The sequence below is a fragment of the Draconibacterium sediminis genome (assembly GCF_000949475.1).
Classification (GTDB): domain Bacteria; phylum Bacteroidota; class Bacteroidia; order Bacteroidales; family Prolixibacteraceae; genus Draconibacterium; species Draconibacterium sediminis.
This window is the reverse complement of record NZ_JRHC01000007.1, coordinates 1-17109: the sequence shown is the minus strand read 5'-3', so window position 1 is coordinate 17109 and position 17109 is coordinate 1. Positions and strand designations below refer to the sequence as shown.

The following is a 17109-nucleotide window of genomic DNA, read 5'->3' as shown; positions in this document are numbered from 1 at the left end:
CCGATCAACTAAAATGGCTAAAACAAAAACTCAACGCAATCCCTGGTTTTGGATTCCCACACTTTATTTTGCAGAAGGATTACCCTACGTAATTGTAATGACCCTCTCGGTGATCATGTACAAACGACTGGGTATCTCAAACACCGACATTGCTTTATACACCAGCTGGCTGTATTTGCCATGGGTGATAAAACCGTTGTGGAGTCCGATTGTGGATTTGCTGAAAACCAAACGGTTTTGGATTGTGATCATGCAATTGGTGGTTGGCGTTGGGCTGGCCGGTGTGGCTTTTACCATTCCTGTCAGTAATTTCTTTCAGTATACGCTGGCGTTTTTCTGGTTGCTGGCTTTTAGTTCGGCAACCCACGATATTGCCGCCGATGGTTTTTATATGCTGGGATTGTCGCAGGGCGATCAGTCGTTTTTTGTGGGCATCAGGAGCACCTTCTACCGCTTTGCCATGCTTACAGGGCAGGGGCTTTTGGTAATTGTTGCCGGAGCTCTGGAAACTGCAACAGGTTTGGAACCGCTGGAGGTAAATGTTACCGCCCAGAATATTGCAGTTCAGGAAATTTCGTTTAACCCTGAAAGTTATCAGCAACTGCACGAAGCTGGCGATATTTATTTTGTGTCGGAGAACGAGGTGAAAGTGCCCATTGGTCTGGTAACCAAAGAACAAGCGGCTGACATTAAAAGCAGGGTGGATGAATGGAACATCAATAATAACTTTTATGCCAGCGAAACTCCCGTAGCGACAAAAGATGCCGGTTGGTGGACACGAAAAGTGTCAACTCCATTAAAAGAGACCTTAAAAGAGAAATTCAATAAAGAAACGGTTGATCGGAGTTCTGAGGTGGGTAATCTGGCTATTATTCCCATTCAGCTTTCTACAAAACCCGAACCCGGCGAAGAGGTGGTGCTGAATTTTGGTTACGAAAAAGGTGACGCCAGTATAAAACTGGTGCAGACTTACCGTTATGTGTTTAACGACACGAACTGGGATAAACCTGCTTTTGCCGTTGTTCAACTCGATCCGAAACTGAAAAAAGCCACGCAGGCTACTTTTGTTGGCCGTTCGGGGAATATCCGCTTTTCCTGGCTGGTGGTTATGGTTTGTATTGCCGTTTTGTTTGTGGCATTCTCGCTGTATCACCGTTTTGCTTTGCCATATCCGGCAAGCGATGTGGCCATTAAAACCGAAGGCAAAAGTGTAATGGGCGAGTTTTTCGAAACCTTCGCAGCCTTTTTCCGCAAAAAAGAAATTGTGTCGATAATGCTGTTCCTGCTGTTGTACCGTTTGGCCGAATCGCAATTGGTAAAAATGGCCTCGCCGTTTTTGCTCGATGCCCGCGAAGCCGGTGGACTGGGACTTACAACCGGCGATTTGGGATTGGTGTACGGAACGGCCGGAATGATCGCACTCACCATTGGTGGCATTTTAGGCGGTATTGTAGCCTCTCGAAAAGGGCTAAAACACTGGTTGTGGTGGATGGCGCTGGCCATAAACCTGCCCAACCTTTGTTATTTGCTGCTGTCGTTTTTAAATCCCACATCGTTGTGGTGGATTTCAGCAGCAGTGGTGATTGAGCAGTTTGGTTACGGTTTTGGTTTTACGGCTTATATGCTCTTCTCCATCTACGTTTCGGAAGGAAAACACAAAACCGCACATTACGCGATTACAACAGGTTTTATGGCACTGGGAATGATGATTCCAGGAATGCTAAGTGGCTGGCTGCAGGAAATAATCGGCTACCAGAGTTTCTTTGTTTGGGTAATGATCTGCACCATCCCGATCTTTTTGGTGTTACCGTTTATTAAAGTTGATCCGAAGTTTGGAATTAAAGAGAAGGATTAATTTCCCCGTTTTTTATAGGCGCTAAACGGTTCAAAACCGCTAAGCGCATGGTTTGCAGAACAGAAGTTTCGTAAGGGATGTCATCTCTCTGAGTTTTATTTAGAAAGATGACATCCTTGTTTGCGCCAGAAATGGTGAGTTTTCGTCCTGAAAGGACAGCTCATTTGAGCCCAGGGCATCGCCTTGGGTATATTAACAGCGGTGATATCGGGCTGGAAGCCCAGCTTATTAATTTGCCCTTTCAGGGCGATGGGATAACAGGCTGTTTGTTTCCCAAGGCGTCGCATTCGCTTTGCCGTTGGGTTAGAGTAAATTGGGCTTTCAGCCCGCTGTGTTTCTGTACGAGTTTTTTAAGAGAGATGGCATCCTTTCTTTCCTTCCTGTAAGGATTTTGCTAATCCTGCAGACTTTCTACCCATCCTGTAGGTTATTTACCCTCCCTGTAAAGTTCGGAGTCGTCCAGCAAGAGTTTTACCCTTTCCTGTAGCGCAGGATGGCGAAAATGTGCCGCAGGACGATAAAAAAGTTAGCAGCACAGGAATTACTGTTCTCCTGGTGATTTGAGAACAAATATCAAAGCTTTTATTGAGTTCAGGTATCACGAATCTTTACAACAAAACGTCTACCTATGCCTATTTGTAATGAGCAAAAGAACTCATGAATTACAGAAAGAAATAGAAACTCTAAATAAAAGGAGGAGGACCAATAAAAGAACAGTTCAAACTTCTGTTGAAATCTTATTGTTAGCTTTAATATTAAAAGAGTATTTCTTATGTTTATAAAAAATATATAGGCATTTTAAAAGTTAATCATGAAACACAACTTTATCCTTTTTATTTGCATTTTTTGTTGGTTATTTAGTTCTAATGCACAGAATACAGCAAAAAAGTATTTTTATCGGCCCGTTCAATTTGTTTGTGAACATCCGTTCGATGATACTACGAAATGGGCCATTACATGCCGTGTCTGGGGCCTCCTCAAGTATTATCATCCAAACGTTACAGCAGGCAAGCTCGATTGGGATGATTTGCTATTAGATGCGATGCCTGCTATTTCCTCTTCTACTTCTGAAGCACAAGTGAACTCGGAACTCAAAAAGATGCTTGAAATTGCGGGGAGTTACAATAGTACAACCAGAAATACTTGCAGCGATTCTCTACGTGTCAACGTCAATTTGTGTTGGTTAGAACATTCATTTCTCGATAACCAAATCAAGGAAGAGCTTAAGGCAATAGCATCATTAAATGTTGATTATCCATCTTATTACGGAATCGATTTTAACAAGGCAAATGGTCAGCTTTCTCCGCAAAATGAAAAAGACTACTATAGAAATGTTTACAGTTCTCTTGAATTTCGCTTACTGGCACTTTTTAGATATTGGAATGTAATTTACTATTACTCTCCGCACAAATATTTGATGGATAAATCATGGGACGAGACATTATTAGAATCAATACCTCTATTCATCGATGTCACTGATAAACAATCTTACCAAATAGCTTTCTTAAAACTTGCCGCAGCTCTAAATGACGGGCATGGTTATATAAGTGGTACTAATTTATATGATGGGGCATGTGTAGACCTTCTTGAGTATATTGACGGGAAAACTGTTGTAAGAAATGAAACGGGTGGAACGAGAAAGGGAGATATTATTAAGCGTATAGGAAATCGTGATATTAATAGTATTCGAGACAGTTTATCATTGCTAATTTCAACATCAACGAAAGGCAATAAAGAATATAGAATTAACAGTTATGTTGCGCAACTAGCTTTTTTTCAGGAAAACGATTTAACAATTTTCAGAGATAGTAAGGAGATAATTATTCATATTCTACCGGAATCAAGCCGGAAACAGAATTTACCAATGTGTAAACGAATTTCCACTGATATTGGCTATGTTGACTTATCAAAGTTAACAACTGATAAAATGGATTCAATTCTGATTGCTTATTCAGATGCATCAGGAATTATCTTCGACTTGAGGAATACTGGTTCATATGCATACAATGTACCTCAATTAGAATGTTATTTAAGTGAATCAAAGGTTTTATATATGCCGGAAATGGTTGTCTGGGATTTGGAACATCCGGGATCTTTTTTGTGGAAAAGAGATAACTCCTCAATTGTAAACAGCACCAAATGTTCACACCACCTTACGAATGTGGTATTTCTAATAAATGAAAGTACCCAAAGCTTCACGGAAACTCAAGCTTGGATTGCACAGAACAATTTCCACGCGACTTTGATAGGTCGCAGAACATCAGGTGCTTGGGGGCAGGTCGTTTGGATTCCACTCCCGGGAAAACAAAGAGCAGCCTTTTCTGGTTTTGGATTATTTTCACCAAATGGTAATGCTTTACAACGAGAAGGGATCATCCCGGATGTGGAGGTTCATCCCACGTTAGAATCTATAAAAGCTGGCAAAGATGAAATACTGGAGGCTGCAATAAATTATTTAAGAAATAATTAGTAGACAACATATCTGCACATCTCCAATCCAGTGCCGGAAGCGCTAAGGCATAAAGCCTCAATGCTATTTTTTGAAACTTTGTCAGCCCTAAAGCCCGTTTTACGACAAATTCGCCGATAACAATTCTTGGAAAGCTTTTTGATAAACTTTTGTCTTTGTAACTTTGATAAGCTATGAACGACAAAGACCTTAAAATAAAATACGATACCATCTGTCAGCATTTGGCAGAGCGGAAATTAAAACCTGCTTTCGATTTGCTGGAGAATCTGATCCGTGAAAGCGGCTTACTTATTCACCTTGACGAATGGCGCAACCTGGAGCAGAACTACAGCTACATGTTAAAATATACGGTGGAAGGAATTCAGGATCCGGAGCGCCAAAAAGTATATCGGAAGCTGATTATTTCGGTTTTTGAGCTGTGCGACAAAATTTATGATGAACTGAGGTTGAAAATGTCGTCGTCGGTTACATACGAGAAAAAGCGCGGGTTTAAACCAACGCTTCAATTTGATACCTTATTAGATGAGCTGGAAGATTTTTACCTGCAGGAGCAACTGGTTTCGCTGGTTGACGATGCCGAGGTAAAACAATCATCGAAGCGTATTAGTGCGCGCGACCATCAGCAAAAAATGGTGACTTTGTTTTATTTCGTATGGTTTCAGAATGAATTAAATGATGAGCACCGTACATTTTTAAAGTCCTTTTTAAACAGCGAGCTGATTGAAAAATCATACAAGTCGTTTATCGTTTCAGCGCTGCTGATGAGTTTGTTGCGATATTTCGATGAGGCCAAATTTTCGGTGCTTTTTGATGCCTACGAACACGAAATGCCTGAAATCAATCAGCGGGCAATTGTAGGATTGCTCATCGGCTTTTACGGTTACGACAGTCGTTTGGGGTATTACCCGTCGATTACCGGCCGGCTGACATTGCTGAACGAAAATCCCGAATTCAAACAAAATCTGGAGCAGGTGATTATTCAGCTCATCAGAAGTAAGGAGACGGAAAAAATTCAGAAGAAGATCACCGACGAGATTATGCCGGAGATGATAAAGATAAGTCCTAACCTGAAGGACAAAATCAACCTCGACAGTTTAATGGACGATTCGCTTGGCGAAGACGAAAACCCTGAGTGGGAAAAGATTTTTGAAGATTCGCCGGGACTGATGAATAAAATGCAGGAGTTTTCAGAGCTTCAGATGGAAGGGGCTGATGTGTTTATGAGCTCGTTTGCCATGCTAAAAATGTTCCCGTTTTTCAGTGAATTTGCCAACTGGTTTATGCCTTTCTTTACCAAAAACCCGGAGATTGATTTTGTTGTCAATCGCGCCGATTCGTCTACCGATCAGTTTCTGAAAGCCATTGCAGCGGCTCCGGTCTTGTGCAATTCCGATAAATATTCGTTCTGCTTTAGCTTGCAAAATATTCCGGCTGAAAACCGCGAGTTTATGGCTGAAGGGCTAAAAGCTGAAATGCAGCAGTTTGATGAACTGCAAAACGATGAGGTGTTGACTGATCCGGGTAAAAAGGCGGCTTATATTTCAAATCTGTACATTCAGGATTTGTATCGCTTTTTTAAATTACATCCGCGTAAAACCGATTTTGAAGATATTTTCAACTGGCGTTTCGATTTTCATAACAAACAAGTGCTTGGCGAAACATTAAAAGAGGATGCAAACATCGTTCGGAATATTGCCGAATACTATTTTTTGAAAAACTATTATAATGAAGCCGCCGAAGTTTTTAATTACCTGCTTAACGAGGAGAAAAGCGGGGAGTTGTACCAAAAGCTGGGTTACTGTTACCAAAAGCTTGGCGATTTTGAACTGGCGCTGAAAGCCTATAAAAGTGCGGAGTTGTTTGAGCTAAACAAAAAGTGGAACCTGAATAAAATTGCATTGTGTTACCGCAATTTAAAACAGCCGAAAAAAGCGCTGGAATACTACCGCGAGGTGGAAACGCTGGATGAAGATAATTTAAATGTTCAGTTGAATATTGGCCATTGTTTGCTGGAGCTCGATCGTTTTGAGGAGGCTTTAAAAACCTATTTTAAAGTGGAATACCTGATGCCTGAAAATAAAAAGGTATGGAAGCCCATTGGCTGGTGTTCGTTGGTGGCCGGTAAATTTGAGCAGGCAGAGAAATACTTCAAAAAATTGCTGGACGATAGTCCTAACAAGCACGACCTGATGAACATGGGCCATGTGCAGTGGTGCTTGGGCAAACGCAAGGAGGCGCTGGATTATTACAAACAGTCGATTGTAAAAACAGAATTTACGGAGCGTGAGTTCTTCGAGGTTTTCCACGAAGACCTGCATTATTTAACCGGGCTGGGAATTGATAAGGATGATGTACCAATCATGCTCGATCAGCTGCGGTATTTTGTGGAAGAATAGCGGGGAAAATTTAATGATGATCAACGAATGCTGATTTTAGCTTTGAGAAAAAGACCGTTCGTATTTTTCAATCGCCAATCAGCATTCGTTAATCGAAATTCATCATTCAATTTATTTCATCCAGTTTTTAACGGCTTCAATATTCATTTCGTTAATGCTATTTTTTGCCCCGGATGTGTACAGAAATTCCAACTCTTTGGCGAAGTGTGCAGTTACTTTATCGCGAACCATTTTCATGGTGGCGTTCAGCATTTTATTTTCGGTAGTAAATGCTTCGGGTAAAATGGCAACCGTTGCCGGAAGCCAACGCTCGGGGAACTCTCCCTGGAACTTGCCGCCTTTTTTGTATTCGTTAATTTCTTTCTGAATAATTTCTATTGCCGCAGTTGCTGCTTCATCGCTGCCTTTTTCAATGCCACGGCGATTAAGTTCGCGGTTTATAGCTTCCATCTCGGGCACAATCATTCCAACAGTGTATGGATTTTGGTTGTTGTAAAGCATTACCTGTTGAATGTATGGCGACTGGTCAACCAGTGCTTCTTCTATACCTTCGGGACTGTATTTTTCACCATCGTTACCAATCAGCAAACTTTTAAAACGCCCCAGAACGTAAAGAAAGTCGTCTTTGCCCATGTAACCCATATCTCCGGTGTGCAGCCAGCCGTCTTTCAGACTTTCGGCAGTGGCGGTAGGGTTATTCCAGTAGCCTTTCATAACGTTGTCGCCTTTTACCACAATTTCACCTTTTTCTCCCGTTGGAACTTCGTTACCGTTATCGTCAAGAATTTTTACTTCGAGATTTTTCACCAGTTTACCCGATGAACCAAAAACTACGTCGTGCGGAACATTCGACGAAATAACCGGAGCTGCTTCTGTAAGGCCATAACCCTGACAAATGGGAAGTCCCACAGCGTAAAAGAAACGTTGCAGTTCAACATCAAGTAAAGCTCCACCGCCGATAAAGAATTTCAGGTTTCCACCAAAACCTTCACGTACTTTGGCAAACAGAATCTCGTCGAATAACCAATATAGTGGTTTCAGGAAAAATCGCCAGCCCTTGCCACGGTTGTTGCCATAGCCGTTGTGTGCATACGCAACTTTTAGGGCAAACTGAAAAACTTTATACAGGAATTCTCCTTTTTTGCGAATACCCGCTTCAATGTTTTTCCGGAACGTTTTTGAATAAGCCGGTACGCTCATCATAAGTGTAGGCTTAATTTCCTGAATGTTTTTAGGAATATTTCGGAGAGTTTCCATTGGCGAGTTGCCAATTTCAACTGATGCAATACTCGCTCCTTTGTACATAAACACATACAAGCAGGTGGTGTGTGCAAATGCGTGATCCCATGGCAAAATAGCCAGTGTTATCCATTCTGATTGTAAATCGAGAAGTGAATTCGACTGTACCACATTGGCCGCATAATTCAGGTGGGTAAGCATAATCCCTTTCGGATCGGCCGTGGTTCCCGAGGTGTACGAAATATTTGCCACATCATCCGGTTCAATGCCTTTCCAAACCTGTTCAGTAAGTTCGGTATTTTCTTTCCTGAATATGGCTCCGGCAGCCAATAATTCTTTATAATCAATATCATTTTCACCCGGATTGTCTTTGCCGTCGATATAAACCACTTTCTCCAGTTCCGGCAATTCATCGCGAATCTCCTCAACCTTTGCAGCATGTAGTTTTGATACAAATATGTACTTACTTCCGCTGTGTTTTATGCGAAAAGCCAGCTCGTTGTTTTGCAAACGAATTGATAGCGGCACGTTAATACCACCGGCGTAAAGCATTCCCAGTTCGCTGATGATCCAATCATTGCGACCATCGGCAATTAGTGCGGCCCGGTCGCCTTTTTTAAATCCCAGTTGAATTAGTCCTGCTGCCAGGTCTAACACTTTTTCGCGGGTTTCTTTGTAGGTGGTGGGACTGTATTCTCCTTTTGATTTTTCCCAGAGATAGGGATTGTCAGGGTAGTTAGCAACGGCGGTTTCAAATAGCGCAACAATGGTTTTCATAAGTTGATAAATGTTTAAAAAGATCCCGGTAAGATCTTCTATTCATATTCACACAAAATGTTCTTATTCAAAAATAGAAAAAATACCGTTAGTTGGTTTTATTGGGTACATATCAAAAAAAAATGCCCTTCCGGGCATTTCCTTTATTCGGTTATAAATTTGTATATCGTTTTCTGATCGTAAAGCTCTCCGGGCTTTAAAATTGTTGTTGGAAATTTTGGGTGATGAACCGAGTCGGGGTAGTGTTGCGTTTCCAGTGCAATACCCGAGAAACTTCCGAATTTCTTTTTACCATCGATGGTAAGTTCCGGAATCCAATAGCCGGTATAAACCTGCATTCCAGGCTGGGTGGTGTAAACTTCCACTTTACGGCCACTTTTTGCTTCGCTAAGCGTTCCGGCCATAATCAGGTCGCCGTCTTCGTTGTCAAAAACAAAGTTATCGTCGTAGCCCATTTCCAATCCGTCGGTGTTAATCTTTTTCGGCGAGGTAAAATCAAAAGCAGTTCCAACCACCGGAAGAATTTTTCCGTTTGGAATTTGATCCACCATGTCAGTTATTTTTGTTGCATTTAATTCCAACTCGTGGTTTAAAATGTTCTCTTTTCCACCGGTTAAGTTGAAATAAGTATGGTTTGTAAGGTTAACCACGGTTGTTTTATCTGTTTCGGCGTAATACTGAATGGCCAGGTCGTTTTCTTCGTTCAGTGTATAAATGCAGGTAACTTTTAAATTGCCCGGGTAGTTTTCTTCGCCATCAGGGCTTAAGTAGCTTAATTTTACACCAACTTCGTTTTCTGATTCGATAAGTTCGGCATCAAACAATTTTTTGTCGAATCCTTCCAATCCTCCATGCAAATGGTTGGGGCCGTTGTTGATGGCCATTTCGTAGGTTTTGCCTTCGATTTCAAGGTGCCCTTTGGCAATGCGGTTTCCGAATCGGCCAATAATGGCTCCGAAATACGGATAACCAGCCAGGTACTCGTCGCTTTGGTAGGTTTCCAGTTTGTCGAAACCACACACAACATTATCTATCGAACCATTTTTGTTTGGCATATCAATGGCAGTAATAATAGCTCCGTAGTTGGTTATTTTAATTTTAATTGAATCGTTACTAAGCGTAAAAAGCTGGGCTTCGCGTCCGTCTTTTAATGTTCCGAATGGTATTGCAGTTATTTTCATTTTAATGTGTTGTTATTTCTTTTTATTTGAGCGCCGGTTATTCTCCGGTTATCAATTTTTGATTTAATCTTATTCTATTAACAAGTGCTATTTTACTCTTTTTTCCTGAATTTTCAACCAAAGTTAGTAAAGCAAAGTATTATATTTTAGTTTTGGTTAAAATAGCTGTTTTAAAGTCTTTCATCAATTGCAGCGTGTTTTATGCGTGTTCAGTATTCATTACAACTGTTAACTGAAATTTTTGAAAAAACAAAAATGCAAAAATCAATAATCTAACTGGTAGGTACTGGTGGTGTTTTAAAACATCATTTTGTAATAAAAAACTACTATTTTTGTGTAAAGCTTAACTAAATGCCAAGAAGAAGACTAATTTCGATCAACTCCAAATCAGCGGTGCCGAAGTATCGTCAGATAATCGATTCGGTACTAAATTCAATTGAGAAACGCCATTTGAAAAAGGGAGATAAAGTCCCGTCGATAAATCAGATATGTTCAGAATTTAATCTTAGCCGCGATACGGTAATGTTTGCCTTTAACGAACTTAAGTCGAAAGGCATTTTAAAAAGTCAGCCCGGAAAAGGCTATTACATTGCCAGCACCGAAATAAAGGTTGAAGAGCGTGTTTTTGTATTGTTCGACGAGATGAATGCTTTTAAAGAAGATCTTTATAATTCGCTTATAAATTCATTAAAAGGCAAGGCTGTTGTTGAGGTATATTTTCATCATTTTAACTACAAGGTATTTAAAAATCTGATCACGGAAAGTATCGGAAATTATACATCGTATTTAATTATGCCGGCCACTTTTGATAATACCGGGCATTTACTGTCGAAATTGCCACAAGACCGTGTATATATTATTGATCGGCTGAAGCCTGATTTATCAAAATACCCCGTGGTTTACCAGGATTTTGAGCAGGATTTTTATGATGCTTTGGTAGAAGGGAAGGAGATGATTGAGAAATACCGGAAATTGGTGTTTGTAAACCCGGGGGGGAAAGAACCTGCAGAACGTTCGGAAGGATTTAGGCGTTTTTGCGAGGAAAATAATTTTAGGTACGAAATTGTAAAAACACTTACCGGCGTAAAACCTTCGTTGTGGGAAGCCTACTTCCTGATATCGGACCGCGACCTGGTGGAAATGGTAAAAATTGCCAAATACTGTAAGTTTAAACTGGGAAAAAAATTCGGTATAGTTTCCTTTAACGATACCATGTTGAAAGAAGTGGTTTCGGGAGGGATTACAACCATCTCCACCGATTTTACTGAAATGGGAAAGATGCTCGCCAATATGGTTGTAACGCGCGATAAGTCGCAGATTCGAAACAAAGCGCGAATGATTGTCAGAAATAGTTTATAAATGTTAAATCTGTTGTGCAACATCTTTTTGAGGTGTTTGTAGCTGGCTTTAAAAACTATATTTGTACCCACCAGTACCTACCAGTTGAAAGATAGAATATAAAGTATATAAATCAATAACAGATTATGACTAAGATTAGCACATTAAATGAGAAAATTAACGGAGGAGATAATCCGTTATTCAAGGAGTTGTATGGCAGCGATGTTGCCGAATTAAAAGTTCAGGCAGATCGTTATGCCGAGCTGATGGGCGAGTTTGAAAAAACTTTTGGAACTGATGATGTTTCATTATATAGTTCTCCGGGGCGTACAGAAATTGGCGGAAATCACACCGACCATAACTACGGACGTGTTTTGGCAGGTGCCGTAAACCTCGACAATATTGCAGTAGCAGCTAAAAACGGAACCAATACCGTACGAATTAAATCGGCCGGTTATCCTCAGTTCGAAGTGGAGCTGAGCGATTTTCAACCCAACGAAGATGAATTCTATACATCAACTTCGCTGGTGAAAGGTATTGCTGCAAAAATGAAAGATAACGGTTACGAGATTGGTGGTTTCGATGCATGTATTGAAGGCCGTGTACCAAAAGGATCGGGTTTGAGTTCATCTGCATCATTTGAAGTGTTGATTGGTGCTATTTTTAACGAACTTTTCAACAACGGGAAAATGGATGCTGTTGAAAATGCAATCATCGGTCAATGGAGCGAAAACAATTATTTCGGAAAACCATGTGGTTTAATGGATCAAACAGCATGTTCTGTTGGAGGATTGATTACGATCGATTTTAAAGATCCGGCCAATCCAATTGTAAAAGAAGTTGATTTTGATTTTGTATCAACCGGCTTTTCACTAGTAATTACTGATGTTGGTGGTGGCCACGACGATCCTGCTTCTCAGGCTGAATATGCATCACTTCCTACTGAAATGAAATCGGTTGCTGCTGAGCTGGGTGCCAACGTTCTTCGTGAAGTTACTTTGGAGCAAATTGTAGAAAAAATTCCTGAAATCAGGGAAAAAACAGGTGATCGTGCAATTCTTCGTGCTTACCACTTCCAGGGCGACAATGCCCGTGTTGTTAAACAGGTTGAGGCACTGGAAAACAATGATTTTGAAGCTTTCCTTCAAATGGTAGTTGAGTCGGGTTACAGCTCGTACATGTACAACCAGAATATTTTTGATGTAGTTCATAAAGACGAACAGGTGGTTTCGCTTGGTTTGGCATTAAGCGAAATGGTGCTGAAAGGCAGCGGAGCATGGCGTGTTCACGGTGGTGGATTTGGTGGAACTATCCAGGCATTTGTGCCACAGGAAAAACTGGATGAATACGTAGGAGTTTTAGAACATGTTTACGGAAAAGGTTCTTGTCATAAATTGTTTATCCGCTCTAAAGGTTCGATTAAGCTTGACTTGTAGACCAACCTGCCATATTGATAAAGACAAAAAGGTAGTGCGAAAAAAAACAGCTTAATTGTGCACTATTTCAATTGATATTTTAACTTTGAGGCCGAATATTTGACTTATCCCGATTTTTTAGTCGGGATAAGTTAGTTTTTCGACCTAAATTATAACTGACATAATAAATCAGATGAGTTTTAACATAGAAGACCATCCGCATAAAAGATATAACCCATTAAATGGCGATTGGATTCTTGTGTCGCCACACAGGGCAAAACGCCCCTGGCAGGGACAGGTCGAAAAACCGGTTTTAGAAGAACGACCAAAATATGATCCAGGTTGTTACCTCTGCGCAGGTAACGAAAGAGCCGGAGGAAAAGTTAATCCCGATTATAAAGGAACCTTTGTATTTACCAACGATTTTAGTGCACTGCTTACCGATACTCCTGAAGGGGGTATTGATGATGGCGAATTGTTTCAGGCGCAAAGCGAAAGCGGTATCTGTAAGGTAATTTGTTTTAGCGAAGATCACAGCCTTACCATTCCTGAAATGGAAGTTACCGATATTCGTAAAGTTGTTGATCTGTGGTGTGAACAATATACCGAACTGGGTGAAAATCCGGATATCAATTACGTACAGATATTTGAGAACAAAGGAGCCATTATGGGATGTTCAAATCCACATCCACACGGGCAGATCTGGTCGTCGAAAGGAATTCCTACCGAACCGGCAAAAGAAAGCAAAACACAAAAAGCATATTTCGAAAAGCATGGAAAAACCATGTTGTTTGATTACGTAAATGCCGAACTGGAAAAGAAAGAGCGTTTGCTCGATCAGAACGATTCGTTTGTAGCATTAATTCCGTTTTGGGCGGTTTGGCCGTTTGAGGCAATGATTATCAGTAAACGTCCGGTTCAGAATATTTTGGAACTGACGGAAGCTGAACGCACCGATTTGGCAGATATCTACAAAAAGCTAACCGTAATGTACGATAACCTTTTTGAAACATCGTTTGCTTATTCGGCCGGTTTGCATCAGGCTCCAACCGATGGCGAAGACCATCCGGAATGGCATTTACACATGCATTTTTACCCACCTTTATTGCGCTCGGCGAGCGTTAAAAAGTTTATGGTTGGTTACGAAATGCTTGGAACTCCGCAACGCGATATCACTGCGGAAGGAGCAGCCAAAAGATTGCGTGATTTGCCAAAAACTCACTTTAAAAAGAATTAATTATTAATTACTTAAATCAATAAAATTATTATGGAAGCTAAAAAACAAAATTACACAGTGCCTATTATCATGATGATCCTGCTGTTTGGTATGATTGCGTTCGTTACCAACCTTGCAGCTCCAATGGGTGTTGTGCTTAAGTCTCAATTCGGTGCAAGTAACTTTCAGGGAATGTTGGGTAATGCCGCAAACTTTATTGCTTATGCAGTAATGGGAATTCCCGGTGGTCTTTTGCTTCAGCGAATTGGATATAAAAAGACTGCTTTAATTGCCATTGCAGTTGGATTTGTTGGTGTTGGAATTCAATACTTATCGGGTCATTCAAGTGAATCAATGGCATTTACAGTTTACCTGATTGGTGCATTTGTATCAGGTTTCTCAATGACTTTGTTAAACACTGTTGTAAACCCAATGCTTAATACTCTTGGTGGAGAAGGTAATAAAGGAAACCAGTTAATTCAGGTTGGAGGTTCATTCAACTCTGTAATGGCTACTTTTACTCCTGCCTTTGTAGGTATTTTAATTGGATCGCAGGTAGCTAGTGCCCGTATTACCGACATTTTCCCGGTAATGTACATCGCATTGGGAATTTTTGCCCTGGCTTTCTTTGTTTTAATGGCAGTTAACATTCCTGAGCCTCACGTTAGTGCTGCATCAGATTCAATTAAAAGTTTGATGGCAGGCGCTATGCAATTCCGCCACTTCATTTTCGGAGCTATCGGAATTTTTGTTTACGTAGGTGTTGAAGTTGGTGTACCGGGAACACTGATTTTCTGGTTAACCGATCCAAGTGCAGCTTTTGGTATGGATGCAGGTACCGCAGGTTCTGTGGCTGGTACTTACTGGTTGCTTATGCTTGCAGGCCGATTAGTCGGTGCTTCAATTGGTAGCAAAGTGTCGAGTAAAACGATGTTAACGTTTGCTTCATTCGTTGGTATGGTTTTAGTGCTGTTGGCTATCCTTCTGCCTACATCAACCGTGGTAAGCATGCCGGTATTCCAGGTACAGGGTAGTTCATTGTCGTTTGTGTTCGCACAAGTTCCAATTAACGCTATGTTGCTTGTTCTGGTAGGTTTGTGTACATCAATTATGTGGGGTGGTATCTTTAACCTTGCTGTTGAAGGTTTGGGTAAATATGTTGCTGCTGCTTCAGGTATTTTTATGACACTTGTAGTAGGTGGTGGATTACTTCCTTTGGTACAGAATGCTGTTGCCGACGGAATCGGATTCCAGCCTTCGTTCTGGGTACCATTCTTAGGTCTGGCTTACCTGTTCTTCTATGCCGTAATTGGTAGTAAAGTAACTAAACGTGCTGAAAGCGTTAAACTTTAAAGACAATTAAAACCTCACTCGTTGGGGAATTAAATATCGAATTCGGGATAATCCCGGCAAGCCATCCGTCTGCTAACGGATGGCTTTTTTTATGCGGCAAAAAAAGAGTGGTCTGAAAATATGAGTTGCATACATTATTTTTTATTTTAGCAACACTTAATCACTACTATGTACGATATTATTGGAGATGTTCATGGATATGCAGCCAAGCTAAAAAAGCTTTTAACGGAAATGGGCTACCGGAAAACGAATGGTAGTTATTCGCATCCTAACCGAAAAGCAATTTTTGTGGGCGATTTTGTTAATCGCGGACCCGAGATCAGAAAGACAATCCTTACGATCAAAGCAATGGTTGAAAACGGCCATGCTTATGCGGTGCTTGGTAATCACGAACTCAATGCTATTATTTACCACCTGAAAGACAAACAAGGAAGATCAATTATATCAAAGCCGAGTAAATACTTTTTGTCGCTTTTTAAAACCATCAACGAGTATTCGCTGGGATCGAAGGAACTGAACGAACAGTTGCGGTGGATGCGCACATTACCGCTTTATCTCGATTTAGGCGAAATAAGGGTGGTGCATGCCTGCTGGTGCGAAGATGCCATTAAAGTTGCCGACTCATTGTATGAAGATGGCAGAATTAGAAAGCGTGTATTTCGTACGGTATATAAGAAAGCCAGTTCGAAGGAAGCGCAAAGTGTGTGGAGACTAACCAAAGGTGTAAACCTGAAATTACCGCCCGATATCAGGGTGATGAATAATAAAGGTGTTTCGCCCCGTTCGTTCCGAATTCGCTGGTGGGATAATCTGGACGGAAAAACATTTAAAGACGCTTCGTTTGAAAGTAAGTTCACGATGCCGTCGTATACTATTCCTCCTGAAATTGTTCCGGAGACCTTTCCTTACCCCGATGATGCGCCAATTGTTTTCTTCGGACACTACTGCCGGGGGGCCGGACCGCACATAATAAAACACAATGTTTGTTGCGTTGATTCGTGTGTTGCGGGTACAAAAACACTTTTGGCCTACAGGTGGAGTGGTGAAAAGGAGCTAGATATGAATCATTTAGTGAAAGTTTAGAATTTAAAAGTCGTGTATAGTATTGATATTCAGTGCTGTATGAAAAATGTCAAAAAAATATTTTTTTGTATTGCAGGTAAAAAAAGAAAGTATATATTTGCATCACCTTTGCAAAGGGTACCAAGCCCGAAAAAAGGTAAAAGTTCTAAAAAAACGGTGGCGTAGTTCAGTTGGTTAGAATGCCGGCCTGTCACGCCGGAGGTCGCGAGTTCGAGTCTCGTCGTCACCGCTTATTTTTTTTGACAAAAAAGTTTAGAACATCAATTTATTGGTGGCGTAGTTCAGTTGGTTAGAATGCCGGCCTGTCACGCCGGAGGTCGCGAGTTCGAGTCTCGTCGTCACCGCAAAAGCAGCTCACAAGGCTGCTTTTTTGTTATGAAGTATTACGTCTACATTATCTATTCTCCGGGAATTGATTCCTATTACAAAGGTCAGACATCGTGTTTGGAGGATCGTTTGAATCGTCATAATCGCGGCTACGAGAAAGCAACGCAGCATGGTGCTCCCTGGGAATTAGTTTGGAGCACTACCAAACCTACAAGAGGAGAGGCTTTGCAGCTTGAAAAGAAGCTAAAAAATTTGTCAAGAGAGAAAACCATTGAATTTATAAAGAAGTATAGCTAAAGGAGGTCGCGAGCCCTGACGTCCAAAGGAGTCAGGATGCTGATCGTAGCGTCAGCATTCGAGTCTCGTCGTCACCGCAAAAGCAGCTCAAAAGGCTGCTTTTTTGTTATGAAGTATTACGTCTACATTATCTATTCTCCGGGAATTGATTCCTATTACAAA

At 41.0% G+C, this 17109-nt stretch carries 11 protein-coding genes and 2 tRNA genes; 11 read left to right on the top strand and 2 right to left on the bottom strand.

From position 1 onward, the window contains the following. The first annotated feature begins 13 nt into the window (after window positions 1–13). The 3 genes from LH29_RS20710 to LH29_RS20700 all read left to right on the top strand — a co-directional run bounded on the left by LH29_RS20710 (window position 14) and on the right by LH29_RS20700 (window position 6721). Window positions 14–1855, top strand: a complete 1842-nt coding sequence (locus LH29_RS20710; protein WP_045033252.1) for an MFS transporter — start codon at window positions 14–16, stop codon at window positions 1853–1855. Window positions 1856–2666: 811 nt separating this feature from the next. Further along, window positions 2667–4325 carry a S41 family peptidase gene (locus tag LH29_RS20705; RefSeq protein WP_045033251.1) on the top strand — a complete coding sequence of 553 codons (1659 nt, stop codon included), beginning with the start codon at window positions 2667–2669 and terminating at the stop codon, window positions 4323–4325. Window positions 4326–4498: 173 nt separating this feature from the next. Further along, window positions 4499–6721: a tetratricopeptide repeat protein gene (locus tag LH29_RS20700; protein WP_045033250.1), complete on the top strand. Its 2223-nt coding sequence runs from the start codon at window positions 4499–4501 to the stop codon at window positions 6719–6721. 111 nt (window positions 6722–6832) lie between these two features. Here LH29_RS20700 and LH29_RS20695 read toward each other — a convergent pair whose 3' ends face one another. Both LH29_RS20695 and LH29_RS20690 read right to left on the bottom strand, forming a co-directional pair. After that, window positions 6833–8737: an AMP-dependent synthetase/ligase gene (locus tag LH29_RS20695; RefSeq protein ID WP_045033249.1), complete on the bottom strand. Its 1905-nt coding sequence runs from the start codon at window positions 8735–8737 to the stop codon at window positions 6833–6835. Between the two features lie 143 nt (window positions 8738–8880). Beyond that, window positions 8881–9918: an aldose epimerase family protein gene (locus LH29_RS20690; RefSeq protein ID WP_045033248.1), complete on the bottom strand. Its 1038-nt coding sequence runs from the start codon at window positions 9916–9918 to the stop codon at window positions 8881–8883. 351 nt (window positions 9919–10269) lie between these two features. Between LH29_RS20690 and LH29_RS20685 the strand changes: the two genes are divergently transcribed. The 8 genes from LH29_RS20685 (at window position 10270) to LH29_RS20650 (ending at window position 16947) form a co-directional block, all read left to right on the top strand. Continuing rightward, window positions 10270–11277, top strand: a complete 1008-nt coding sequence (locus LH29_RS20685) for a GntR family transcriptional regulator (RefSeq protein ID WP_045033247.1) — start codon at window positions 10270–10272, stop codon at window positions 11275–11277. Between the two features lie 125 nt (window positions 11278–11402). Continuing rightward, window positions 11403–12692: a galactokinase gene (locus LH29_RS20680; protein ID WP_045033246.1), complete on the top strand. Its 1290-nt coding sequence runs from the start codon at window positions 11403–11405 to the stop codon at window positions 12690–12692. 172 nt (window positions 12693–12864) lie between these two features. Further along, on the top strand, window positions 12865–13908 hold the full coding sequence (locus LH29_RS20675; RefSeq protein ID WP_045033245.1) for a UDP-glucose--hexose-1-phosphate uridylyltransferase: 1044 nt from the start codon (window positions 12865–12867) through the stop codon (window positions 13906–13908). Between the two features lie 30 nt (window positions 13909–13938). Next, complete coding sequence (locus LH29_RS20670) at window positions 13939–15240, top strand: MFS transporter (RefSeq protein WP_045033244.1); 1302 nt, start codon at window positions 13939–13941, stop codon at window positions 15238–15240. Between the two features lie 168 nt (window positions 15241–15408). Further along, on the top strand, window positions 15409–16323 hold the full coding sequence (locus LH29_RS20665) for a metallophosphoesterase (RefSeq protein ID WP_045033243.1): 915 nt from the start codon (window positions 15409–15411) through the stop codon (window positions 16321–16323). Window positions 16324–16478: 155 nt separating this feature from the next. After that, window positions 16479–16552: transfer RNA gene (locus LH29_RS20660), tRNA-Asp, on the top strand. A gap of 41 nt (window positions 16553–16593) precedes the next feature. Next, window positions 16594–16667, top strand: a tRNA-Asp gene (locus LH29_RS20655). Between the two features lie 31 nt (window positions 16668–16698). Then, a complete protein-coding gene (locus LH29_RS20650; protein ID WP_045033242.1) occupies window positions 16699–16947 on the top strand; it encodes a GIY-YIG nuclease family protein in 249 nt (82 codons plus the stop codon). Window positions 16948–17109 lie beyond the last annotated feature (162 nt).

Bases quoted from the DNA above. Each gene is read 5' to 3' on its own strand.
- LH29_RS20650 (WP_045033242.1), top strand. From the start codon at position 16,699: ATGAAGTATTACGTCTACATTATCTATTCTCCGGGAATTGATTCCTAT.
- LH29_RS20690 (WP_045033248.1), bottom strand. From the start codon at position 9,918: ATGAAAATAACTGCAATACCATTCGGAACATTAAAAGACGGACGCGAA.
- LH29_RS20710 (WP_045033252.1), top strand. From the start codon at position 14: ATGGCTAAAACAAAAACTCAACGCAATCCCTGGTTTTGGATTCCCACA.
- LH29_RS20665 (WP_045033243.1), top strand. From the start codon at position 15,409: ATGTACGATATTATTGGAGATGTTCATGGATATGCAGCCAAGCTAAAA.
- LH29_RS20695 (WP_045033249.1), bottom strand. From the start codon at position 8,737: ATGAAAACCATTGTTGCGCTATTTGAAACCGCCGTTGCTAACTACCCT.
- LH29_RS20700 (WP_045033250.1), top strand. From the start codon at position 4,499: ATGAACGACAAAGACCTTAAAATAAAATACGATACCATCTGTCAGCAT.
- LH29_RS20675 (WP_045033245.1), top strand. From the start codon at position 12,865: ATGAGTTTTAACATAGAAGACCATCCGCATAAAAGATATAACCCATTA.
- LH29_RS20685 (WP_045033247.1), top strand. From the start codon at position 10,270: ATGCCAAGAAGAAGACTAATTTCGATCAACTCCAAATCAGCGGTGCCG.
- LH29_RS20705 (WP_045033251.1), top strand. From the start codon at position 2,667: ATGAAACACAACTTTATCCTTTTTATTTGCATTTTTTGTTGGTTATTT.
- LH29_RS20680 (WP_045033246.1), top strand. From the start codon at position 11,403: ATGACTAAGATTAGCACATTAAATGAGAAAATTAACGGAGGAGATAAT.
- LH29_RS20670 (WP_045033244.1), top strand. From the start codon at position 13,939: ATGGAAGCTAAAAAACAAAATTACACAGTGCCTATTATCATGATGATC.